This is a genomic window from Sphingosinicella sp. YJ22, assembly GCF_011320075.1.
Taxonomy (GTDB): domain Bacteria; phylum Pseudomonadota; class Alphaproteobacteria; order Sphingomonadales; family Sphingomonadaceae; genus Allosphingosinicella.
In genome coordinates, this window is record NZ_JAANPA010000017.1 from 1 (window position 1) to 22,440 (window position 22,440).

Sequence of the window (22,440 nt, forward strand, 5' to 3'; positions counted from 1 at the left end):
CGGCGGCCGCGGCGGCGGCGGCGGCGGCGTCCGCCCTCGCCCCGCTCCTCGCGGTCCTCGCGGTCCTCGCGCTCTTCGCGCTGCTCGCGGCCACGCCGCTTCGGCGCCGCCTCGGCCTCGGCCTCGGCTTCTTCCTCCTCGACCTCGTCCTCGATCTCGTCCTCGACCTCGTCGGCCTCGTCGATCATCGGCGTGGCGACGGCGGCGGGGCGGAAGGTCGGCGGCGGGCCCATCGATTCGACGCTCATGCGCGCGCCTTCGAGGGCCTCGTCGATGGCGACCTCGACCTGGACGCCGTAGCGCGCCTCGACCTCGCCGATCTCCGAGCGCTTCTTGTTCAAAAGGTAGATCGCCGCCTCGCGGCCGGCGCGCAGGCGGATGATCGAGCCGCGGCCGCGCGCGGCCTCGTCCTCGAGCATGCGCAGGGCCGACAGGCCGGCCGACGACGCGGTGCGCATCAGGCCGGTGCCCTCGCAATGCGCGCACGGCTTGGTCGACGCTTCGAGAACGCCGGTGCGCAGGCGCTGGCGGCTCATTTCCATCAGGCCGAAGCTGGAGATGCGGCCGACCTGGATCCGGGCGCGATCGTTCTTCAGCGCCTCCTTCATCGCCTTCTCGACCTTCCGGATATGGCCGTTCGACTCCATGTCGATGAAGTCGATGACGACGAGGCCGGCCATGTCGCGAAGCCTCAGCTGGCGGGCGATCTCAGCCGCCGCCTCGAGGTTGGTCGCATAAGCGGTCTGCTCGATATTGTGCTCGCGGGTCGAGCGGCCCGAGTTGATGTCGATCGACACCAGCGCCTCGGTCGGATTGATGACCAGGTAGCCGCCCGACTTCAGCTGAACCACCGGCTGGTACATGCCCGACAGCTGGTCCTCGACCCCGTGGCGCTGGAACAGCGGCACCGGGTCGGCATATTGCTTCACGCGCCGGACGTGGCTCGGCATCAGCAGCTTCATGAAGGCGCGGGCGTGGCGGTAGCCCTCGTCGCCCTCGACCTGGATCTCGTCGATGTCGCGGCTGTAGATGTCGCGGATCGCGCGCTTGATGAGGTCGCTGTCCTGGTAGATCAGCGCCGGCGCTTCCGACTTCATCGTCGTCTCGCGGATCTCGTCCCACAGCCGGGCGAGATAGTCGAAGTCGCGCTTGATCTCGGTCTTGGTGCGCGACAGGCCCGCGGTGCGGACGATGATGCCCATCGTCGACGGCAGGTTGAAGTCGGCCATGATCTGCTTGAGGCGCTTGCGGTCGGCGCCGTTCGAGATCTTCCGCGAAATGCCTCCGCCGTGCGACGTGTTCGGCATCAGCACGCAATAGCGGCCGGCGAGCGACATGTAGGTGGTCAGCGCCGCGCCCTTGTTGCCGCGCTCTTCCTTGACGACCTGGACGAGAAGCACCTGGCGGCGCTTGATGACGTCCTGGATCTTGTAGCGGCGGCGCAGATTCTGGCGCTTGCGGCGGAGCGTCTCGACCGCGCTCTCGTCGCTGCCATTCTCGGCATCCTTCGGCGCGGGGGCCTCGCCATCACCGTCGGCGTCGCCGTCCTCGTCCTCGGACCGCTCCCGGGCGAAATCCTCGTCGGCCTCGACGACGCTTCCCTCGCCGTCCTCGTCATCGTCGAAATCGGCGGCGCGAAGCCGCGCTTCCTCCTCGGCATGCTCCATTTCCTCGCGGAGCAGCGCCTCGCGGTCCTCGCGCGGGATCTGGTAATAATCCGGGTGGATTTCGCTGAAGGCCAGGAAGCCGTGGCGGTTGCCGCCATAGTCGACGAACGCCGCCTGAAGCGACGGTTCGACCCTGGTTACCTTGGCGAGATAGATATTGCCCTTGAGCTGCTTGTGCTCGGCGGATTCGAAGTCGAATTCCTCGATCCGGTTACCTTTGACCACCGCGACCCGGGTTTCCTCCGGGTGGCGCGCGTCGACCAGCATGCGCATTGTCATTATGATGTCTCCACGCGCGCACCCAGGCCTGAGACAGGAAGGGGCGCACGCGCTCGATTGTGGACGGCCGCGCGGCAAATGGCAGCGGCGCGGACGATGTCCGGTTGCTAAGGAAATCGGCTTTCATGACTGCGGTGCGGCGGCCGGTTTGAGAGACCGGCGAAATGCCCCAAGCGTGCGGGCCCGCGGGTGCGGGTCGCATCAGCTCAGTGGGGAAATGCCTCATGCAGCGGTGAACCTAAACGAAACTGCGTCGCGAGCGGTGAGCCAGGGCGTCTTTCCCTCGGCTGCACGTCGGACTAGGCTTGCTAGCATCCATGTGGAGGGCGGGCAACCGCTTGGGAAGGGCGAAAGCGGGAAAATGGCCGGATTGAGACGGATAGCGGACGGCGCAAAGGAGCCATCTCAAATGGCCCGCCCAGCAGAAGGCGCGATCAGGAAGAGCGCGCTGCGGTGAGAGCAGGAAGGGCTAAAGCTTCTTCTCTGCTCGCGTTGATCCTGCTCGGCATGTGCTCGTGCTCCCACCCGCGACCAAGCGCACGGTATGAGAACGTCGAGACGTGGGTCGTCGGGTATGTTGAGATGGATGAAGATCGAAACCTAACGTTCCATTTCGCCGTCCGGAATTCGCTCGGCGATACCGGACGGGGGCATCGATTTCTTAAGCCGGGCGATCCCGGATATGACGATATTCTGCGGGCAGTGGAGCCTATCAGTCCGGGGGAATCCCGGCCTTATCGATCTCGGCCCCACTAATGACCTGGCTCGTCGCATTCCTCCTCTCGCTGTTCGGCCTCGGCCAGCCCGGCGACGCTGACCCGGGCTCGGCCGGCAGCGCCGTGACCCTGCCGATCCAGTCGAGCGGCGCCGAGGGCCCGCTTCCGGCCCTGACCGAGGCACGCGGCGACGATCCTCCGGTGGTGGTGATCGACCCGGGCCATGGCGGCCGCGATCCCGGCGCCCCCGCCGCGATGGCCGGCCTCTACGAAAAGCAGGTGACCCTCGCCCTCGCCCGGGCGATCCGCGACGAGCTCGCCGCGTCGGGCCGGGTGCGCGTCGCCCTCACCCGCGACGACGACCGCTTCATTCCGCTCGAGGGCCGCTACTCGATCGCCCGCCGGCTCGGCGCCGACCTGTTCATCTCGCTCCACGCCGACGCCGCGCCGAGCAACGACGCCGCCCGCGGCGCCACCATCTACACCTTGTCGGAGGTCGCCTCCGACCGCGAGGCCGCCCTCCTCGCCCAGCAGCAGAACGCCTCCGACGCGATCGGCGGCGTGACGATGAGCCGCGATCCCAACGTCAACCTCATCCTCGTCGACCTCGCCCAGCGCGAGTCGATGGAGGCGAGCGCCCGCTTCGCCCAGATCCTCCACCGCGAGGCGTCATCGACGATCCGCTTCCAGGACGACTGGCACCGCTTCGCCGCCTTCATCGTGCTGAAGGCGCCCGACATCCCCTCGGTCCTGTTCGAAAGCGGCTACGTCACCAACGCGGAGGACGTCGCCTACCTCACCTCCCCCGAAGGCCGCACCCAAATCGCCACCGGCCTCCGCCGCGCCATCGAAGCCCATTTCGCCCGCCGCTTCCTCACCCGGCAGGCGGGCTGATCAGGCGGGGACGTAGGTCAGCCTGATCACGTCCTCGCCCATCGGCTCGCAGCCCTCCAGCCGAAGCCGCGGCCGCGCTCCGGCGAAATAGGGATCGCCGCCGCCGAGCACGACCGGGTGGAGATAGATGCGATAGGCGTCGATCAGCCCGAGCTCGGTCAGGCTGTGCGCAAGCTTCGGCCCGCCGACCTCGACCTCCCCGTCGACCTCGGCCTTGATCGTGCGCATCGCCCCCTCGAGGTCGCCGTCGACAAGCGTCGCATTGGGCCCGACCGACGTCAGCGACCGCGACACCACCCATTTGTGCTGCCCCCGCCACGCCTCGGCGAATTCGCGCTCCGCCTCGCCCCACTCGGGATGATCCTCGTCCCAATAGCGCATGATCTCATACAGCCGGCGCCCGTAAACACCCCCCACCTGCTCCCGCGCCTGCTCGATGAAGTGCCGAAAGAGCGCCGGCCCCGGCGCGAACCCCTCATGGTCGACATAGCCGTCCAGCGACTGGTTCATCCCAAAGACAAGCTTCGCCATGCCGCCGATTCTCCCCTCAGGGCGCGCCAGGATAACCTCAATCCCCGCCCCGCGGCAGGGCGGACGCGAGCCTTTCGGAGCGTCCGCTTTCGACCCATTGCGGACATTAGGGGAGGGACGCATCCGAGTAGAGGTGCTTCGCTTCTTCCACACTGACGATCCGCGCATCGCGCAGCGTCTCATGCCACAGTGTTCCGCAGCGCTCGCACCGCTTGAGAAACGTGGGGCCGTGCTCGTGAACGGCAACTTGCTGGAAGCGCTCGAACGGCGCGTGATACCCTACCTGACAGGCGTTGCAGAGTTCGTTGGTCATGGATCTACAGTGCCGCGCCTAATGTCCGCTTTCCACCCAAAGCGGACATTCGGACAGGCTGCGTGACGCGGTGACGGTCGCGACTTTCCGCGGGACTCGGTTCCTACGCGCTTCCCGCTCCGACCGGCTTCGGCTAAACCGCGCTCCAAATGGCAGATGCAGACACTCCGACCGAACGGCTGACGCTCCGGCGCGGCGGCCTCACGCGCTTCACCGAATGGACCCGCGAACTCGGCGACAAATATGCGCCGCAGACCGAGCGGATTCGCGGCCTGTGGGGCCGGCGCTGGTTCAAGGTCCTCGCAATCCTCGCGCTTCTGCCGGTCATCGCCTACGCGGCCTTGTGGATCATCTTCGCGCGCGACCTGCCCTCGGCTTCGACCCTGCTCGAATATCAGCCGGCGCTGCCGACCTATGTCCGCGACGCCAACGGCGCGACGGTCCAGAGCTTCGCCCGCGAGCGCCGGGTCCAGCTCGCCTATGACGAATATCCCCAGCAGCTGATCGACGCCTTCGTGTCGTCGGAGGACCGCACCTTCTTCAGCCACAACGGCATCGACTGGCCGGGCACGATCGGCGCGGTGTTCGACTATGCCAGCAAGGCGGGCAGCGGCGAGCGCGCCCGCGGCGGCTCGACGATCACCCAGCAGGTCGCCAAGAATTTGATCCTCGGCGACGAATATTCGGTGACTCGGAAAATCCGCGAGGCGTTCCTCGCCCGCCGGATCGAGGCGACTCTGACCAAGGAGCAGATCCTCGAGCTCTACCTCAACCAGATCTTCCTCGGCCGTAACGCCTATGGCGTTCAGGCCGCGGCGCGCGCCTATTTCGACAAGGACGTCCACCAGCTCGCGCTTCACGAGATCGCGTTCATCGCCGGCTTGCCCCAGGCGCCGAGCACCTATGAGCCGCGCCGCAACCTCGAGCTCGCGACCCGCCGGCGCAACTATGTGCTCGAGCAGATGGAGCGCAACGGCAACATCACCGCCGCCCAGCGCGCCGAGGCCGTCGCCCAGCCGCTGACCACCGCCGACGGGCCGAGCACCACCGTCCGCAACGTCGGCGGCTATTATATGGAAGAGGTCCGCCGCCAGCTCATCCAGCAGTTCGGCGAGAATGCCGAGGCCGGCCCGAACAGCGTCTATGCCGGCGGCCTGTGGGTGCGCACCGGCTACGATCCGGTCATGCAGCAGGCGGCCGAGACCGCGCTTCGCGACGGCCTGAGGCGCTACGAGGCCGGCCGCGGCTGGCGCGACCCGGGCCTGTCGATCGACGTCGACGGCAATTGGCGCCAGCAGCTCGCCGTCGCCCAGTTCGGAGTCGGCTATGACGACTGGCGCTCGGCCGTCGTGCTGTCGAAGAGCGGCGATTCCGCCCGGATCGGCTTCACCGACGGAAGCACCGGCACCCTGCCCGCGGGCCTCGCCTCGATGCCCCGGCGCGGCACCGGCCAGAGCGCGTTCAGCGCGCTTCGCCCCGGCGCGATCATCGCGGTCGAGCGCGAAGGCGACAATTGGGCGCTTCGCTCCATCCCCGAGGTCGGCGGTGGCATGGTCGTCGAGGAAGTCGGCACCGGCCGCATCCGCGCCATGCAGGGCGGCTGGGACGTGCGCGGCTCCAACTTCAACCGCGCGACGCAGGCCCAGCGCCAGCCCGGCTCGACCTTCAAGCCGATCGTCTACGCCGCCGCGCTCGCCGACGGCGGCATGACCCCGGCCTCGATCATCCTCGACGCGCCCTTCTGCACCAACGACGGCACGACCAATAAGTGCTTCCGCAACTTCTCGGGCGGCTATGCCGGCCCGCAGACGATGCGCTGGGGTCTCGAGCAGTCGCGCAACCTGATGACCGTGCGCGCCGCCAACCAGGTCGGCATGGACCGCATCATCCGCCTCGCCCGCAGCATGGGCGTCGGGGACTATCGCTCGACGCCCTATCTGTCGCTCGCGCTCGGCGCCGGCGACACCACGGTCGCGGCGATGACCCACGCCTTCGCGACCTTCGCCAATCACGGCCGCTCGGTGACTCCGCACCTGATCGATTACGTCCAGGACAGGACCGGCCGGGTCATCTTCCGAGCCGACAATCGCTGCCAGCAGATGGGCAATTGCAACGCGCCCGACTGGGACGGCCGGGCGATGCCGCGCCCGCCGGTCGCCGGCCGCCAGGTCGTCGACCCGCTCACCGCCTATCAGGTCGTCCACATGCTCGAAGGCGTGGTCGAGCGCGGCACCGCGACCAGCCTGCGCGTGCTCGAGCGGCCCTTGTTCGGCAAGACCGGAACGACCACCGGCCCGACCAACGTGTGGTTCGTCGGCGGCTCGGCCGACATCGTCGCCGGAATCTATATGGGCTTCGATCAGCCGCGGCCGATGGGCGGCTACGCCCAGGGCGGCACCCTCGCCGCGCCGATCTTCCGCGCCTTCGCCGAGACCGCCTTCGAGGGCATGCCGGTGGTGCCGTTCCGCGCGCCGGCCGGAATCCGCATGGTCCGCATCGACCGGCGCACCGGCCGCCGGGTCCAGGGCGCTTGGCCGTCGGGCGAGGACCCGCGCGCCGCGGTCATCTGGGAGGCGTTCAAGCCGGAAAGCGAGCCGCGGCGCACCATCCAGAGCCAGGAAGTCCAGCTCGCCGCCGAGCAGGCCCGCCGCCCGCGCGCCCGCGCCGGGACCCGCTCGACAAACCAGTCGACCGAGCGCAACCCCGACAGCACCTTCTTGCAAGACCAGGGGGGCATATATTAGGTCCGCCCCCAACCACGTCATTCCCGCGAAAGCGGGAATCCAGCTGACCTTCTAACATCGCCAAAGAAGCTGGATTCCCGCCTTCGCGGGAATGTCGGCAATGGAGACTTCCGATGCGCGCCGAAGCGCAAGCCTATGCCGACCAGATCAATTCCGCGCTCGCCTTGCTGCGCCGCTTCCTCGACTGGGATCGCGCGCTGGCACGGCTCGACGAATTGAACGCGCGCGTCGAGGATCCGACCCTGTGGGATTCGCCCAAGGCCGCCCAGGAGGTGATGCGCGAGCGTCGCCGCCTCGACGAGGCGATCGGCGCCACCCGGGCGATCGAGAAGGAGCTCGCCGACACCGTCGAGCTGCTCGAAATGGCCGAGGCGGAAGGCGACGAGGAGCTCGCGACCGACGCGGTCAAATCGCTGGGCGAGCTCGCCGAGCGCGCCGAAAAGGACAAGGTCACCGCCCTCCTGGCCGGCGAGGCCGACGCCAACGACACCTATGTCGAGATCAATGCCGGTGCCGGCGGCACCGAGAGCAACGACTGGGCCGGCATGCTCAGCCGCATGTACCAGCGCTGGGCCGAGCGCCACGGCCTGAAGGTCGAGCTGGTCGACAGCCATGCCGGGGAGCAGGCGGGCATCAAGTCGGCGACTTTGCTGCTCAAGGGCGAGAACGCCTATGGCTATGCCAAGACCGAGAGCGGCGTCCACCGTCTCGTCCGCATCAGCCCCTATGACAGCTCGGCGCGGCGCCACACCAGCTTCGCCAGCGTGTGGGTCTATCCGGTCGTCGACGACGACATCGACATCGAGGTCAACGAGAGCGACCTCAAGATCGACACCTACCGCGCCTCCGGCGCCGGCGGCCAGCACGTCAACACCACCGACAGCGCTGTGCGCATCACCCATGTTCCGAGCGGAATCATCGTCGCCTGCCAGAACCAGCGCAGCCAGCACAAGAACCGCGCCGAGGCGATGAAGATGCTGAAGGCGCGCCTCTACGAGGCCGAGCTTCAGAAGCGCGAGGCCGAGGCCAATGCGGTCAACGCCACCAAGACCGATATCGGCTGGGGCCACCAGATCCGCTCCTACGTCCTTCAGCCCTATCAGCTGGTCAAGGACCTGCGCACCGGAGTCACCTCGACCGCGCCCGGCGACGTGCTCGACGGCGACCTCGACCGCTTCATGGCCGCGGCCCTGTCCCAGCGCGTCACCGGCGAGAAGGTCGACGTGGAGGACGTCGACTGAGACGGCGCCTCTCGACTTCGCGCGTAACGAACGGATAGGACAGGCGCGGTGAACCGCCTCGTCCCCTTTCTCGTTTTGGCCTTGGCCGCCGGCTGCCGCGAGCAGCCCGCGGCATCGCCCTTTCCCGAGCCGCACCGCCCGGTCGCGCCGATCGTGTCGCCGCGCTACATGGCCGAGGACGCCCGCGACAGCGTCGGCGAGTTCGAGACCGTCACCCGCCTCGCCGAGATCCGCGAGGGCATGTGGATCGCCGACATCGGCGCCGGCGAAGGCTATTACACGGTGCGGCTGGCGCCGATGGTCGGGGCGCGCGGCCGCGTGCTCGCCCAGGACATCGTGCCCGAGACGATCCAGGCGCTCGCCCGCCGAGTCCAGCGCGAGCGGCTCGACAATGTGGCGCTGAAGCTCGGCCAGCCCAACGACCCGCAGCTGCCGGACGCGTCGTTCGACCGAATCCTGCTCATTCACATGTATCACGAGATCGAGCGGCCCAGCGAATTCCTCTGGCATTTGCGCGACGCTCTCAAGCGCGACGGCCGAATCGTCGTGGTCGACGCCGACCGCCCGACCGACCGCCACGGCACGCCGCCGCGCCTGCTCCAGTGCGAATTCAACGCGCTCGGCTATTCGCTGTCGCGCTTCGAGCGGCTGCCCGACAGCGAAACCTTCTTCGCGATGTTCGAGGCGCGCGGGCCGAAGCCCAATCCGGAGGACATCCCGGTGTGCGGCGAGGACGTACTCGGCAATTCCTGAACCGTTGCGGCACCGCTCATAGCAGGCCGAGTCCGCGCAGGCTGAGGCAGCAGCCGCCGGCGAAGATCAGGTGATCGTGAAGTCGGATGCCGAGCGGTTCGACGACCTGCGCCAGCCGCCGCGTCGCCGCCAGGTCGTCCTCGCTCGGAGCCGCCAAGCCGCTCGGATGGTTATGGGCCAGAACGAGCGCCGCCGAGCCGAGCCGTAAGGCGTCAGCCACGATCGCCCGGAACGGCAGGTCGGCCCAATCCGATTCCCCGTCGAACTGCATGACCCCGAGCACCCGCCGGTCGCCGCCGAGATGCAGGATCGCGACCGCTTCCTCCAACCGCCCGGCGAACAGGGGCGCGAGCAGGTCTGCGGCGTGGCGGGCGGTGTCCATCTGCATCGGCGCGATCTTGCCAAATCCGCGTTTGGAGCAGGACCGCGACAAGGTCCGCAATGGCGCCGAAACGGCGGAAAGCATCCACAGCCTTGATGTCCCGGCTGGGGACGAGGCGCCGTTAACGATTGTGCGCGTTGCGAATTTATGCCACCCCTCCGACACCTCCGGTTCCTTCCCGCCGGGGCCTACGACGACAAGGGCAGAAAGCGCCGACGGCACGGGTTCACCGATCACTGAGCCGCCGCCTGGCCGCACAACTGCGCGAACTGCCGGCATGGCGAGCGGCCAGCACGCCATGCCGGCAATCGTTTCAGCTCACCGAGCCAGCCGCCACGCCGCGAGCAGCCATCCCAGGATCATCAGCAGCCCGCCGAACGGCGTGACCGCGCCGAGCCAGCGCGCGTCGGTTAGCGCCATGGCATAGAGGCTGCCCGAGAAGACCAGAGCGCCGACGCCGATCATCGTCGCCGGAAGTCCCATCCGCAGCGGCAAAGCGCCGAGAGCGACGAGCCCGACCGCCTGCCACATCTGATATTGGACCGCGGTCTGCCACCAGCCGAGCGCGCGCGCGTCGAGCGTGTCGCGGAGGCCGTGAGTGCCGAACGCGCCGAGCACGATGCCAAGCGCCGCAAGCAAGGCACCCGCCACGAGGATCCGCCGCCGTGCGGCGGCCAGGACATCCTCTTCGCCCATCTCAGCCAATCGCCCCTTCGCTCGCCAACCCGGCACCGATGCCCAGGTCACGCGGCCGCCGCTGCGCCGCCGTCGCCAGCCGCATCACCCGCGCCCGCGAGTAACGCTGAAGCATCGTCGGATAGAGATTGGCGCCGATATTGGTCACCGCCAGCCACAGAGCCCAGCCGCTCCAGCCGATCGACCAGGCGTAGTAGGCGCTGACCATGCCCCAGCACAGATAGGCGATGTGGCGCCGCTCGTTGAAGATCGACTTGGGCACCAGCCGCTCGATGTCCGGCCCATAGACGCTGTAGCCGCTGCCGTGCCGCGCGCGCACGAACCGGTTCACCAGGTCGCCATTGGCGACGATCGCTCGGAAAAGCTCGACTCCGGCGCCGCGATAGAAGGTACCGCGATATTCCCACGCCTTCGGCTCGTGGAACGCGCGCGGCAGCAGGAAGGCGGGCGGCCCGGTCAGCAGGGCCCCGACGAACCAGGGCAGCACCGCCTCGAACGACGGCACCGGATGGAACCAGGGGACCAGGCCGAGCGCGATCAGCCAGAACAGCTTGGCGGGGATCGACCACAGGCCGAAGGCGGCGATGGGCAGATAATTGAGCCGGCCCGCGAGCCGCCGCGCCGCTTCAAGCTGATGCCCCGCCCTTTCCACGATTTCGCCGCTCCCCTTCAGCGTCGCCTCAGCATCCCACGCCAACCGGTCAAGTCAACCGTCGCCCGACCCACACCGCGCGTCCGACCAGCTCGACCTTGGCCGGATCGCAATCCGCCCAGCTCGGATAGGCCGGATTGTCGCTTCGGATCGTCACGGTGCGCGCCGCCGGATTGAACGCGAGCCGCTTGACCATCAGCGCCCCGTCCAGGCGCAGCACGTAGATGCCGTCCCTGAGACGCCCGGTCGCGTCGGCGCGGTCGACGAGGATCTCGTCGCCGTCGGCCAGCGTCGGCGCCATCGAATCGCCCTCGACGCGGATGATCGACAATTTGTCCGCCCCGCCGCTCGCGACCTTGCGCAGCCAGGTGGGATCGAAGGCGGCATGGGCGCGGGTGCGCTCACCGTCGACTGCGGCGCCGGCGCCGGCCGAGGCGCCGACGTCGAGCATCGGAACGATCACCGGCCCGGCGCGGTCGTTCGCCGCCGCCTCGCCGCCGAGCAACGCCTCCTCGACTCCGAAATAGCGCGCCAGCCGCCGCCGATCCTCCTCGGCCAGCCGCCGCGGGCTGCCGCGCTTGATGAACTGCTGCACATAGGCCGGATTGCGGCCGAGCAGTCGCGACAGGCCGGCATAATCCTCGCCCCGCTCCTCGATCAGCCGCTGCAATGCGGCGCGCGCTCCACCGTCAGCCATGGTCACACCTCTACCATAGGAAAAATCCTAGACAAATAGGATTTGCCCTAGAATGCTTGGAACATAACACGAACAGCGATTCGTCCGCAAGGAGGCGACATGACCCTGCTCAGACGCATCGAGCGCCATCTCGACGCCACCGGAATGCCGCCGACCCGCTTCGGCCGCGAGACCGTCGGCGACCCGCGCTTCGTCTTCGACCTGCGCGCCGGCCGCGAGCCGCGCGACGAGACCAGTCGCCGGGTCACGGCCTGGCTGGACGGGAGGACGAAGCGATGAGCACTGTTGGCGAAAGGCTGGCGCGAATGGTGAGTGTCGGGTTTGTCGGTTTCGCTGGCGAAATCTCGGCGATTGTCCTGGACCAGGTGGATTGGGCGAGCGTCACCTTCACCGGCGCCCGCCACCGGCTGCGAGTCACGCTGGAGGGCGGCGGCGCGGTCGGAGCGGCCGCCGATTTCCTGGCGCAGCTGCCCGATCTCGACCTGCCCGTCCCCGGTCACATCGTCGCCGACATCGCCTTGGTCGCGGAGGAACGAGGCGATGACGGCCGCTATGCCGCGCTGGAGCTGGAGGCCCTCACCATCGAGGACCGGTGAGGGTCAGCCGTGCGCCGGGGCGAAGCGTTTCAGATTCGCGAGGGCCGAACGCAGTCGGTCGTCCATCGCCACGGGAGTCTCCTCCTCCTCGTTCGCTGGCGCCGGCTGCGCCTGGACGGGGCTCGACCGCTCCAGCCATTGCGGCAGCGGCTTCTTCTCGATCGCCCGCTCGAGCCGCGCCAGCAACTCGGCGATCGTTTCCTGGCCCTGCGGCTGCACGCTCGGCGCGGCGGGCGCGGCCGCCGGGACCGGAGCCGGGAGCGGAGCAGGCTCGTCGATCGCGTCCGCTTCGGAGAGGATCAGCTCCTCGTCCTCGGTCTCGGGCAGCGTTTCGGTCGGGATCAGCACCGGCTCGGGCGCCCACGCGGAGTCCGGTTCGCCGAGGTCGCGCAAGGCCGAGATGGGCGCCGGCGTCGGCGCGTCGGGGTGGAGGTCGCGGCGGCGCATGCGGGGGGCGGCCTCGACACGGGTGTCGCTGTCCTCGGCGCCCCAGCGCGTCGGCCGCGCCGGCTTGCGCCCGAGCAGGCGCATCACGCCGAATATGACGGCAAAGGCGGCGACTCCGCCGACACCGGCGAGCAGCAGCCGCGCCTTCATGCCGAGCGGCGGCTCGGCCGCGGCGAGCAGGAACGGCAGGCCGCTGTCGATCACCAGATTTTGAAGCGCGTCGAGCGGCATCAGCATCAGCAGCGCCGCCGCCGCGCCGCCCGCCAGCAGCGCGACCGGCTTGTCGAAGCCGCCCTCCCCGGCGCGGCGCACCGCTACGTCAAGCAAGCTCCCCATCATGCAGCCTTTCTCATCAGCCGGCGATAGACCGGATCGTAGTTCGCGACATTGTCAGCCCAGTTGCGTTCGCGCTCGACGAAACGGCGCGCGGTCTCGCGGCGCTCGTCCCAGCCGTCGCGACGGTCGAACAGGTCGGCGAGCGCGGTTGCGAGCGCGGCAGGTTCGCCGGCCGGGAACAAGGTCCCGGTTACCCCGTCCTCGATTAGCTCGCGATGGCCGCCGACATCGGATGCCACCACCAGCTTGCCCTGCGCCATCGCCTCCAGCGGCTTCAGCGGCGTCACCAGCTCGGTCAGCCGCATCGCCTTCCTTGGATAAGCAAGCAGGTCGATCAGCGCGTAATAGCGCTCGACTTCCTCGTGCGGAACGCGTCCGGCGAAATGGATGCGCTCGGCGACTCCGGACGATGCCGCTTGCGCCTTCAGCGCCGCCTCCATCGGCCCGCCGCCGACGAGCAGCAGCCGCGCCTTCGGACGCCGCTCCATCAGCAACGGCATCGCCGCGATCAGGTCGTCCAGCCCTTCATAGTCGTAGAAGGATCCGATGAAGCCGACCACGTCCGCCCCTTCGAGCCCAAGCTGCCGCGTAAGGCTCCGGTCCGGCTCGGCCGGAGTCCCGAACAGGCCGAGATCGACTCCGTTCGGCGACACGATCACCTTGTTGCCGTCGATCCCGCGCGCGATCAGGTCGCGCCTCAGCCCCTCGCAGATCACCGCCACCGCGTCGGCGCGGCGGCACGCGCGGGTCTCCAGCATCCGGGTCAGCCGATAGCGCGCCGAGCCCTCGCGGCCCGTGCCGTTGCCGACCGCCGCATCCTCCCAGAAGGCGCGGATCTCATAGAGCAGAGGAAGGCCGGAACGCCGCGCCACCGGCAGCGCGGCAAGCGCTCCGAGCACCGGCGAGTGGACATGGATCTGGTCCGGCCGCCATTCGGCGATCACTTCATCGAGCCGGCGCCGCAGCGCCTTGACCTCGCGCCATTCCCGCACCGGTGAGCGCGCCGCGGCCATGGACGGCGTCCGGAAGAAGGTGATTCCGTCGATCTCCTCGCGCCGCGCCGGCCGCTTGCCCTGCCTGGCCCCGGTCAGGCAGGCGACGTCCCAGCCGCGGCCCTGCTGCGCCGTGACGATCGCGCGAGTCCGGAACGCATAGCCGCTGTGAAGCGGCAAGCCATGGTCCAGGACGTGCAGGATACGCATGCCCCACGCTATGGCAGAGATGACTTAACGGCCCGTCAACCGCCTTCGCTTAAAGCAATCTCGCGCGCCGCTGCGGGACCCCTGGACGAGCCATGATCGACACCTTCGCGCTCGCGCTCAGCCATGGCCTGATCCTGGTCGCGGCCTGGCGGCTGCTCTCCCGCCCCGATCTCGACGACGACAGCGGCAAGCCGCACCAGAGTTTCGCTCCAGTCGACGAGGCCGATCCCGGTGCGTGACCTCGGCCTCCTCGCCTTCATCGGCGCCTTCGCGGTGCTCGGCCTCAAGCGCCCGTTCCTGTGGGTGCTGCTCTACGCCTATATCGACATCATCGCGCCGCAGCGGCTCGGCTTCTCCTTCCTCGCCGGAATTCCCAACCTGTCGCTGATCGCCGCGGCGCTGGCCATCGGCGGCTGGCTTCTGACCGATGCCGGCAAGGGCATCAGCATCGCCACCCGCCAGCTGCTCATGCTCGCTTTGCTCGCTTATGCCGGAGTGACGACGATCAACGCCGACGTCCAGGTCGACGCCTGGGCCAAGTGGGACTGGGCGTGGAAGGCGGTGTTCTTCGCGATCTTCCTGCCCTTCACGCTGCGCACCATGCTGCGCATCGAGGCCTATCTGCTGACCATGCTGCTGTGCGCCGCGGCCTTGATCATCTCGGGCGGAATCAAGACGGCGCTGGGCGGCGGCGGCTACGGCTCGCTGGTGCTCCTGCTCGACGACAATAGCGGCCTCTACGAAGGCAGCACCATCTCCACGGTCGCGATCGCGATGATCCCGCTGGTGATGTGGTTCTCGAAGCACGGCACCATCTTCCCGCCCGACGGACGAGTCCGCGCCTTCTGCTATGCGCTGTGCTTCGCCTGCCTGTTGATCCCGATCGGCACCCAGGCGCGCACCGGCCTCGTCTGCATCGCCGCCCTGTTCCTGTTCATGCTTCGCGATTCACAGCGCCGCATCCTCTACCTCGCCGGCGCCGGCTTCCTCGCGCTCGCCGCGGTGCCGTTCCTCCCGGCCAGCTACACCAGCCGGATGACCACCATCCAGGAATACCAGGCCGACCAGTCGGCGGGCACGCGCATCGCCGTGTGGGGCTGGACGCTGGAATACGTCAAAGGCAAGCCGTTCGGCGGCGGCTTCGAGGCCTATCGCCAGAACCGGATCCAGTTCGATACGGTCAGCCAGCAGGGCGACGGCACCATGACCAGCGTCAGCGCCAGCACCGTCCAGGATGCCGGCCGCGCCTGGCACAGCGCCTATTTCGAGATGCTCGGCGAGCAGGGCTTCCCCGGCCTCGTCCTGTGGCTGTTGATCCACGCCATCGGCCTCATCCGAATGGAGCGCCTCAGGCGGCGCTACCGCGACAATGACGAGCGGCCGTGGATCGCCCCCCTCGCCACCGCGCTCCAGAACTTCCAGCTCACCTACCTGGTCGGCGCCTTGTTCGTCGGAATAGCCTTCCAGCCCTTCGTGTGGATGATCCTCGGCGTCCAGGTCGCCTTCGACCGCTGGGTCACCGCGCAGGAGAAAGCCAGGAAAGGCCTGAGGTTCAACCTCGACCAGGCGGCCATCGCGACGTGACCGGAACGAAGGTGCCGCCGCCGCATTAGGCTGCGGCAATGCTCGCCTATATCGATCACCAGGAAGTGGCGGGCTACACCCGCAAGCGCCGCGGCCGCTACTGGCAATATTTCGACCATAAGGGCGATCGGATCACCGACCGCGACGAGATCGACCGGCTCAACGCGATCGGCCTTCCCCCGGCCTATGAGAATGCCTGGTTCTGCCCCGACTCCAACGGCCACATCCAGGCGATCGGCTACGACGCCCGCGGCCGCCGCCAGTACCGCTATCATGCCGATTTCCGCGAGCGGCAGGAGGCGGAGAAATACGCCATGCTCCTCGCCTTCGGCCAGGCGCTGCCCAAGCTGCGCAAGAAGGTCGAGGCAGATCTCGCCAGGCGCGCGGTGAGCAAGGACGCCGTGGTCGCCGCCGTCGTGCGCCTTCTGGACTGCGAGCATATTCGCGTCGGCAACGAGCAATATGCCAAGGAGAATAAGAGCTTCGGCGCCACCACCATCCGCAGCCGCCACGTTAAGCAGCTCGGCCGCACCGTGAAGATGCGGTTCAAGGGCAAGCACGGCATCGAGCGCGAGCTCAGCATCACGGACCGCAATCTCACCCGAATCGTCCGCAAGGTGCAGGACCTGCCCGGCCAGCACCTGTTCCAATATGCTGACGACGACGGCCAGCCCTGCCCGGTCACCTCGGCCGACGTGAACGCCTATATCAAGGACGCGATGGGCGAGGATTTCTCGGCCAAGCATTTCCGCACCTGGGGCGCGTCGGCGATCTTCTTCGAGCAGCTCTGCGACGCCAAGGGCGGCCGCATCGGCCTCAAGACGGCGCTGGAACCGGTCGCCGGGAAGCTCGGCAACACGCCGGCGATGAGCCGCAAGGCCTATGTCCACCCGGCGCTGGTCGATGCGGTCAAGGCCAATCCGGACGATCCCCTGGGCGGGTTGCAATGCCCGCGCTCCGGCAAGTATCTCTCGCGGGCCGAGCGGGGGCTCCTCCTTTTCCTGGAACGGGCGGCCGGCGCAGAGGAGGCCGTGGCCAAAGCCGCCTGATGACCGCACCGAACCAAGCCGCCGCGCAGCCCGACCTGTTCGCCAACTGGCAGCGGCTGAGCAACTGGACCGCCGCCCATTATGCCGAGATCCTGACCGCGATCGGCATCGCCATCCTCATCGTGCTGGCGTTGATCGGGCTGCGCGGCCTGGTCCGCCGAATCCTCGGCGGCTCGGCCGCGACCGGCTGGCGCCAGGTCGCCGAGCGGGTGGTCGCCCGGACCTATCTTTTCTTCATCGTCCTGGCGGCGGCCAAGATCGTCTCGGAACCGACCGTGCTTCCGCGCGCGGTCGCCGACACCATCGACTTCCTGTTCATCGTCGCGGCCGCCGTCCAGATCGCGATCTGGACCCGCGCGCTGATCATCGGCGCGATCGAGCAGAAGACCGGCGAGGACGAGAGCGGCCGCCTCGGCACCGCCATGGGCCTCATCCAGGGCCTGGTCACCGTCGCCGCCTTCCTGATCGCCTTCGTCGTCATTCTCGACAATGTCGGGGTCAACGTCACTGCCCTCATCGCCGGCCTCGGCGTCGGCGGCATCGCCATCGGCCTCGCCGCGCAGGGCATCTTCCGCGACCTGTTCGCCGCTTTGTCGATCATCTTCGACCGGCCGTTCAAGCGCGGCGACACGATCAGCTTCGGCGGGCCGAGCGGAGTCACAGGCACGGTCGAGCATATCGGCGTGAAGACGACGCGGCTGCGCGCCCTCGACGGCGAGCTGGTCGCGGTCGGCAACGACAAGCTTCTCCAAGACCGGGTCCACAATTACGCGCAGCAGCGTCGCCGCCGCGTCGTCATGACGATCCCGCTGCTGCCGCACAGCAGCCCGGACGCGCTCGCCGCCCTACCCGCCGAGATCGAGAAGATCGTCGCCGCCGATCCCAAGGCCCGCTTCGACCGCGCCCATCTCGTCCGCTTCGGAACGGCGTCGATCGACATGGAGGTCGTGTTCTTCACCGACACGCCGGACGCGCGCGTCCATTTCCAGGCGCGCCACGACATCATCCTCGCGCTTCTCCGCCGGCTGGAGGCGCTGGGCGTGGCCTTCGCGGCGCCCCCCGCCGCTCCCGCCGCGCCCACGGCCTAGTCAGGCGGCGAGGCGGCCCGGCTCGGACAAATTCTCGCCGGCGGCGAGCATCTTCTTCCAATTGGGAATGGTGATCGCGTCGAGATATTCGCGCTGCATCTCCTCGGTGAGGATCTCCAGCATCTGGCAGTCCTCGACAAATACCTGGACGAGCCCGAACACGCCGCCGCGGCGGCAATATTTGGCGGGCCAGCCCTCGCGCTCGCACAGGGTCAGGACCTCGTCGCGGTCGAGCCTGGTGGCGATCGCCATATGGGTGCCGTTGAGGCGGCGGTGCGCGCTCAACACGCCGATAGCGCCGTCCTCGGTCTCGTGCAGCTCGGTGCCGCGCGGATAGAATTCGATCATCGTGCCGCGGTCGTCGCCGGCGAGCGCGACCCAGGAACCGTCGATCACCGACGGGAAGGGCAAGGCCTCGCCGCCCCAGAGCTCGGCGACGAAGCCGGCCACGCGCTGGGGATCGTCGGCCTCGACGGAACAGTGAAACAGCATGATGTCTCTCCGAATAGGGTCGTGGGGGTCGTAGCGACGGTTACTCGGCGGGCACGGCGACCGGATCGGCCCCGCCAGCGAAGGCGAGCCCGATGAGCTGCGCCAGGAAGATCAGGCAGCCGACCATCCAGGCCAGTGCCGCGACGATCGACAGGAACGGCCATTCCGCGAAGATCGCGAGATAGATGCCGAACGGGAAAACGATGGCGGCCGGCGCCGCGAAGCCGAGATGGGTCGCGGCCATCCGCCGCTCCTTCAGCTCGGGGAAGATGCGGTAGACGATTCCGAACAGGGTCAGCGACACCCAGCCGACGAGGTTGGCATGGGCATGAATCGGCGCCAGGCTGAAGTCGTGGGCGATTCCCATGTAGATGCCCATGCTGACGCCGCAGACGAGCATCAGCGCGCCCAGCAAAATGAACATGATGTCGATGCGCTGCATCGTCCCGAGCCTCCCCCGATGAATTGATCGGGAGGCTCGCTAGTCGCCTCAGCGCGGCACAGGCACTGCGGCGCGACCGGTGCCGTTCAGCCGTCGATCAGGCGACGAACGCGCCCGATTGAGGGATCAAGAGGCTATTCGCCCGAGCGGCGCCGCCTGCCGCAATCGGGTCGCCGGCCCGCGGCCACCTGGCGCGCCGCGCGCCATTCGCAATCCACCTGCCGCGAATGCTGCGACATTCCCGAATGGCCGATATTCTGGCTGGAGAAGCGCTCGAGCGCCTCCATGTCGCGGGTCTGTGCGTCGAACGACGCATGCTCGTCCCGAACCTCGCCGGTGTCGCGAAGCTCGCGCGGAATCCGGTAGGGGCTGTTCTCCTGGCTCTGCCCGCACACCACGACTTCGTCCGGGTCGTCGGAGGCCTGGCAGCGCTGCCGCTGGACGATCCGCGGCAGCGGCGGCCCGGCCACCTCCGGCCCGGCCACTGCCGAAGGCGCGGCGGGCTGCGCAGAAAGCGTTTCCGCCGCGATGACGAGGGCCAGCACCGCCACGCTTCCCGATCTGGCGATTGCTCCCCTCACCGCCAAAGGACTGACGGCGCATTGTGGCAATTCCGAGAAGGCGAGAGGCCGCGCTCTAGAAGCCGACGTCCTCCAGGCTGAGCAGGGTCGCGTTGCCGCCCGAGCTGGTCGTGTCGGTGCTCGTCGTCCGCTCCGCGACGAAGCGCGGCAAATAGTGCGGGCCGCCGGCCTTGGGGCCGGTGCCGCTCAGCCCCTCGCCACCGAACGGCTGCGAGCCGACGATGGCGCCGATCATCGAGCGGTTGACGTAGAGGTTGCCCGCCGTGGCCGCGCCCTCGATCGTCTCGGCGGCGCGGGCGATTCGGCTGTGAAGGCCCATGGTCAGGCCGAAGCCGCTCGCATTGACCCGCCGCACCGTCTCCACGAGCTGACCCGCCGGCCAGGTCGTGACATGGAGGATGGGACCGAACCATTCGCGCGTGAGGTCCTCGATGCGATGAAGGCCGATCATCGTCGGCGGCACGAACAGGCCCTCCGCCGGCGCTTCGATCGTGTGAAGCCACTGCGCCTTCATGCTCTCGCGATAGGTCATCAGCCGGTCGTAGGCCGCCTGGTCGATGACCGGCCCGACGTCGGTGCGCGGGTCGGCGGGGTCGCCGACGACGAGCGTGTCCATCGCTCCGCGCAGCATCTCCAGCGTTCGGTCGGCGATCTCCTCCTGGAGCACGAGCAGGCGAAGGGCGGAACAGCGCTGGCCGGCCGAGCGGAAGGCGGAGGTGACGACATCGACCACGACCTGCTCGGGAAGAGCGGTCGAATCGACGATCATCGCGTTGATCCCGCCGGTCTCGGCGATCAGCGGAACGATCGGCCGGTCGTCGTCGGCGAGCAGGGTGCGCGCGATCTTCTTGGCGGTGGCGGTGGAGCCGGTGAAGGCGACGCCGGCGATTCGGACGTCCTCCATCAGCGCCTGGCCGACCTCCGGCCCGCCCGGCGCCAGGACCAGCGCGTCCCGGGGAACGCCGGCCTCGTAGGCGAGCTCGACCGCCCGCGCGGCGATGCGCGGAGTCTGCGGTGCGGGCTTGGCGACCACTGTGTTGCCGGTGACCAGCGCCGCCGTGACCTGCCCGAGGAAGATCGCGAGCGGGAAGTTCCACGGCGCCACGCACACCCAAACGCCACGCCCTTCCATGCGCAGCACGTTGCGCTCGCCGGTCGGCCCGGGAAGCTCGATCGGCTGCAAATTGGCGCGCGCCTGGGCGGCATAATAGCGGCAGAAGTCGACCGCCTCGCGCACTTCGGCAAGCGCGTCGGGGATGGTCTTGAACGCCTCCTGGACCGCGATCCGCATCAGCTCGTCGCGGTTGCGCTCGAGCAGATTGGCGAGCCGGTCGAGGCACGCGGCGCGGTCCTCGATGCTGCGCGACGACCAGGCGGTGAAGCCGGCGAGGGCGGCCGAAACCGGGCTGGTGCCCGCCGCGCCCTCTCCGCTCGTTGGCTCGAGCGGCCTTGAAACGGCTTTCGCCACCCGCGCCAGCTCGTCCTCGTCCTGCAGGTCGATGCCGGTGCTGTTCTTGCGCTCGGGCATGAACAAATCCTCGGGCAGAACGATGCCCGGGTGGCGCGTGCCGCCGACTGAGGCGATCTTCGCAACGGGATCGGCGAGCAGGTCGCGGTCCGAAAGATTCTCGTCGGCGAGCTGGTGGACGAAGCTCGAATTGGCGCCATTCTCAAGCAGCCGTCGGACCAGATAGGCGAGCAGATCGCGGTGCCCGCCGACTGGCGCGTAGATGCGGGTATGGAAACCCTGCTCGCGCACCAGATGCTCGTAGAGCCCCTCGCCCATGCCGTGCAGCCGCTGGAACTCGAAGTCGCGGCTCTGTCCCGCCCATTCGAGGATGTTGGCGACGGTCAGCGCATTGTGCGTGGCGAAGGCCGGGTAGATGTGCGGCGCCGCGAGCATGTCGCGGGCGCAGGCGAGGTAGGAGAGGTCGGTCGCCGCCTTGCGCGTGAACAAAGGATAGTCGCTGAGGCCCGCTTCCTGGGTCCGCTTGATCTCGCTGTCCCAATAGGCGCCCTTGACGAGCCGGACCGCCAGCCGCCGGCTCGTCTTCGCGCCGAGCGCCTCGGCCCAGCCGATCACCGCCCGGCCGCGCTTGGAATAGGCCTGGACCGCCATTCCGAGCCCGTCCCAGCCCTTGAGCGCCGGAAGTCCCGCCACCTTCTCGATGATCTCGAGACTCATCTCGAGCCGCTCGCTCTCCTCCGCATCGATGGTGAGGCCGATGCCCTGGCTCGCGGCGAGAGTCGCAAGCGCCTCGGTCTGCTCGATCAGCGAGCCGACCGAGCGCTCATACTGCGCGACCTCGTAGCGCGGGTGAAGCGCCGACAGCTTGACCGAGATGCTGTGGCCTTCCTTCGCGACCTTGCCGACCGCGCGGATCGCCTCGTCATAAGCCTGGAAATATCGCTCGGCGTCCGGGAAGGTCCGCGCCGCCTCGCCGAGCATGTCGAAGCTCGCGGTGAAGCCCTTGTTCTCGGGCTTGCGCATGCGGCCGATCGCTTCGTCGATGGTGCGGCCCATGACGAAGATCTCGCCCATCATCTTCATCGCGGTGCCGACCGCCTGGCGGACGAACGGCTCGCCGGCGCGGGCGAGCAGTCGCTTCAACGCGCTCGCCTGCTCGCTCTCGCCGACCAGGGCCCGGCCGATGACGAGGCCCCAGGTCGCGGTGTTGACCAGCTTCGAGTTGGACTTGCCCTTGTGGAGGCCCCAATCGCCCTCGCCCAATTTGTCGGCGATCAGAGCGTCGGCGGTCTCGGGGTCCGGCACGCGCAGGAACGCCTCGGCGAGGCTCAGAAGGGCGACGCCCTCCGACGTGTTGAGCCGATATTCTTGGAGGAACTGGTTGACCCAGCCCTTGGCCTGGGCGGCGCGAAGCTCGGCGAGCAGGCCCAGCGCACGGCTTTCGACCCTGTGACGCGACTCGGTGTCGAGCTTCGCGGCCTCGAGCAGCGGCTTCAGCACGTCAGGTTCGGGGGCGCGATGCAGGCGGTCGATCGCCTCGCGCGCGGTTGCCGTAGCGTCAGTCATCAGGGGTCTTTCCAAGGGCTTGTG

Annotated in this window: 23 protein-coding genes; 10 read left to right on the top strand and 13 right to left on the bottom strand. The window is 68.4% G+C overall.

What is annotated here, in order from left to right; genetic code table 11:
- Positions 1 to 1,946, bottom strand: a 1,946-nt coding sequence (locus G7B71_RS07765; protein ID WP_207774741.1) for a ribonuclease E/G, incomplete at its 3' end; no start/stop codon positions are given.
- 755 nt (positions 1,947 to 2,701) lie between these two features.
- Here G7B71_RS07765 and G7B71_RS07770 point away from each other — a divergent pair.
- Positions 2,702 to 3,556, top strand: a complete 855-nt coding sequence (locus G7B71_RS07770) for an N-acetylmuramoyl-L-alanine amidase (RefSeq protein ID WP_166039587.1) — start codon at positions 2,702 to 2,704, stop codon at positions 3,554 to 3,556.
- Here the strand turns inward: G7B71_RS07770 and G7B71_RS07775 are convergent, their stop codons facing one another.
- On the bottom strand, positions 3,557 to 4,087 hold the full coding sequence (locus G7B71_RS07775) for a dihydrofolate reductase family protein (RefSeq protein ID WP_166039588.1): 531 nt from the start codon (positions 4,085 to 4,087) through the stop codon (positions 3,557 to 3,559).
- A gap of 106 nt (positions 4,088 to 4,193) precedes the next feature.
- Positions 4,194 to 4,400 carry a hypothetical protein gene (locus G7B71_RS07780; protein ID WP_166039590.1) on the bottom strand — a complete coding sequence of 69 codons (207 nt, stop codon included), beginning with the start codon at positions 4,398 to 4,400 and terminating at the stop codon, positions 4,194 to 4,196.
- Positions 4,401 to 4,549: 149 nt separating this feature from the next.
- Here G7B71_RS07780 and G7B71_RS07785 point away from each other — a divergent pair, with 149 nt between their 5' ends.
- The 3 genes from G7B71_RS07785 (at position 4,550) to G7B71_RS07795 (ending at position 9,138) form a co-directional block, all read left to right on the top strand.
- Positions 4,550 to 7,144 carry a PBP1A family penicillin-binding protein gene (locus G7B71_RS07785; protein WP_166039592.1) on the top strand — a complete coding sequence of 865 codons (2,595 nt, stop codon included), beginning with the start codon at positions 4,550 to 4,552 and terminating at the stop codon, positions 7,142 to 7,144.
- Positions 7,145 to 7,257: 113 nt separating this feature from the next.
- Entirely contained in the window at positions 7,258 to 8,385 is a 1,128-nt protein-coding gene (gene prfB, locus G7B71_RS07790) for a peptide chain release factor 2 (protein ID WP_166039593.1), read from the top strand.
- Positions 8,386 to 8,433: 48 nt separating this feature from the next.
- Positions 8,434 to 9,138 (top strand): class I SAM-dependent methyltransferase, encoded by a 705-nt coding sequence (locus tag G7B71_RS07795; protein ID WP_166039595.1) that lies wholly within the window; start codon positions 8,434 to 8,436, stop codon positions 9,136 to 9,138.
- A 16-nt stretch (positions 9,139 to 9,154) separates the two neighbouring features.
- Here the strand turns inward: G7B71_RS07795 and G7B71_RS07800 are convergent, their stop codons facing one another.
- The 4 genes from G7B71_RS07800 to G7B71_RS07815 form a co-directional block, all read right to left on the bottom strand.
- Positions 9,155 to 9,526, bottom strand: coding sequence for a JAB domain-containing protein (locus G7B71_RS07800; protein WP_166039597.1), 372 nt, complete (start codon positions 9,524 to 9,526; stop codon positions 9,155 to 9,157).
- A 312-nt stretch (positions 9,527 to 9,838) separates the two neighbouring features.
- Positions 9,839 to 10,216 (bottom strand): DUF423 domain-containing protein, encoded by a 378-nt coding sequence (locus G7B71_RS07805; RefSeq protein WP_166039677.1) that lies wholly within the window; start codon positions 10,214 to 10,216, stop codon positions 9,839 to 9,841.
- A gap of 1 nt (position 10,217) precedes the next feature.
- Positions 10,218 to 10,868 (bottom strand): hypothetical protein, encoded by a 651-nt coding sequence (locus tag G7B71_RS07810; protein ID WP_166039599.1) that lies wholly within the window; start codon positions 10,866 to 10,868, stop codon positions 10,218 to 10,220.
- A 49-nt stretch (positions 10,869 to 10,917) separates the two neighbouring features.
- Positions 10,918 to 11,565 (bottom strand): S24 family peptidase, encoded by a 648-nt coding sequence (locus G7B71_RS07815; protein WP_166039601.1) that lies wholly within the window; start codon positions 11,563 to 11,565, stop codon positions 10,918 to 10,920.
- 99 nt (positions 11,566 to 11,664) lie between these two features.
- Between G7B71_RS07815 and G7B71_RS07820 the strand changes: the two genes are divergently transcribed.
- On the top strand, positions 11,665 to 11,844 hold the full coding sequence (locus G7B71_RS07820) for a hypothetical protein (RefSeq protein WP_166039603.1): 180 nt from the start codon (positions 11,665 to 11,667) through the stop codon (positions 11,842 to 11,844).
- Positions 11,841 to 12,161, top strand: a complete 321-nt coding sequence (locus G7B71_RS07825; protein WP_166039604.1) for a hypothetical protein — start codon at positions 11,841 to 11,843, stop codon at positions 12,159 to 12,161. Before G7B71_RS07820 ends, G7B71_RS07825 begins: the two co-directional genes overlap by 4 nt.
- Positions 12,162 to 12,164: 3 nt before the next feature.
- On the opposite strand, the gene G7B71_RS07830 is transcribed toward G7B71_RS07825, so the two are convergent.
- A complete protein-coding gene (locus tag G7B71_RS07830) occupies positions 12,165 to 12,935 on the bottom strand; it encodes a hypothetical protein (protein WP_166039606.1) in 771 nt (256 codons plus the stop codon).
- 8 nt (positions 12,936 to 12,943) lie between these two features.
- Positions 12,944 to 14,146: a TIGR04063 family PEP-CTERM/XrtA system glycosyltransferase gene (locus G7B71_RS07835; RefSeq protein ID WP_166039608.1), complete on the bottom strand. Its 1,203-nt coding sequence runs from the start codon at positions 14,144 to 14,146 to the stop codon at positions 12,944 to 12,946.
- A gap of 92 nt (positions 14,147 to 14,238) precedes the next feature.
- Here G7B71_RS07835 and G7B71_RS07840 point away from each other — a divergent pair, with 92 nt between their 5' ends.
- The 4 genes from G7B71_RS07840 to G7B71_RS07855 are packed head-to-tail and all read left to right on the top strand — an operon-like array spanning position 14,239 to position 17,867.
- The gene (locus G7B71_RS07840) at positions 14,239 to 14,385 is read left to right on the top strand and encodes a hypothetical protein (protein ID WP_166039610.1); all 147 of its coding nucleotides are present in this window, start codon (positions 14,239 to 14,241) and stop codon (positions 14,383 to 14,385) included.
- Positions 14,378 to 15,730 (top strand): putative O-glycosylation ligase, exosortase A system-associated, encoded by a 1,353-nt coding sequence (locus G7B71_RS07845; RefSeq protein ID WP_166039612.1) that lies wholly within the window; start codon positions 14,378 to 14,380, stop codon positions 15,728 to 15,730. The genes G7B71_RS07840 and G7B71_RS07845 overlap by 8 nt, the downstream gene beginning before the upstream one ends.
- A gap of 38 nt (positions 15,731 to 15,768) precedes the next feature.
- Complete coding sequence (locus tag G7B71_RS07850) at positions 15,769 to 16,779, top strand: DNA topoisomerase IB (protein ID WP_166039614.1); 1,011 nt, start codon at positions 15,769 to 15,771, stop codon at positions 16,777 to 16,779.
- A complete protein-coding gene (locus tag G7B71_RS07855) occupies positions 16,779 to 17,867 on the top strand; it encodes a mechanosensitive ion channel family protein (protein ID WP_166039617.1) in 1,089 nt (362 codons plus the stop codon). Before G7B71_RS07850 ends, G7B71_RS07855 begins: the two co-directional genes overlap by 1 nt.
- Here G7B71_RS07855 and G7B71_RS07860 read toward each other — a convergent pair whose 3' ends face one another.
- The 4 genes from G7B71_RS07860 to G7B71_RS07875 form a co-directional block, all read right to left on the bottom strand.
- Entirely contained in the window at positions 17,868 to 18,359 is a 492-nt protein-coding gene (locus G7B71_RS07860) for a hypothetical protein (RefSeq protein ID WP_166039619.1), read from the bottom strand. It abuts the gene before it with no gap.
- Between the two features lie 40 nt (positions 18,360 to 18,399).
- Positions 18,400 to 18,801 carry a hypothetical protein gene (locus G7B71_RS07865; RefSeq protein WP_166039621.1) on the bottom strand — a complete coding sequence of 134 codons (402 nt, stop codon included), beginning with the start codon at positions 18,799 to 18,801 and terminating at the stop codon, positions 18,400 to 18,402.
- Between the two features lie 134 nt (positions 18,802 to 18,935).
- Positions 18,936 to 19,352, bottom strand: a complete 417-nt coding sequence (locus G7B71_RS07870) for a hypothetical protein (RefSeq protein ID WP_166039623.1) — start codon at positions 19,350 to 19,352, stop codon at positions 18,936 to 18,938.
- An 85-nt stretch (positions 19,353 to 19,437) separates the two neighbouring features.
- Positions 19,438 to 22,416 (bottom strand): L-glutamate gamma-semialdehyde dehydrogenase, encoded by a 2,979-nt coding sequence (locus G7B71_RS07875; protein ID WP_166039625.1) that lies wholly within the window; start codon positions 22,414 to 22,416, stop codon positions 19,438 to 19,440.
- Positions 22,417 to 22,440: the final 24 nt, after the last annotated feature.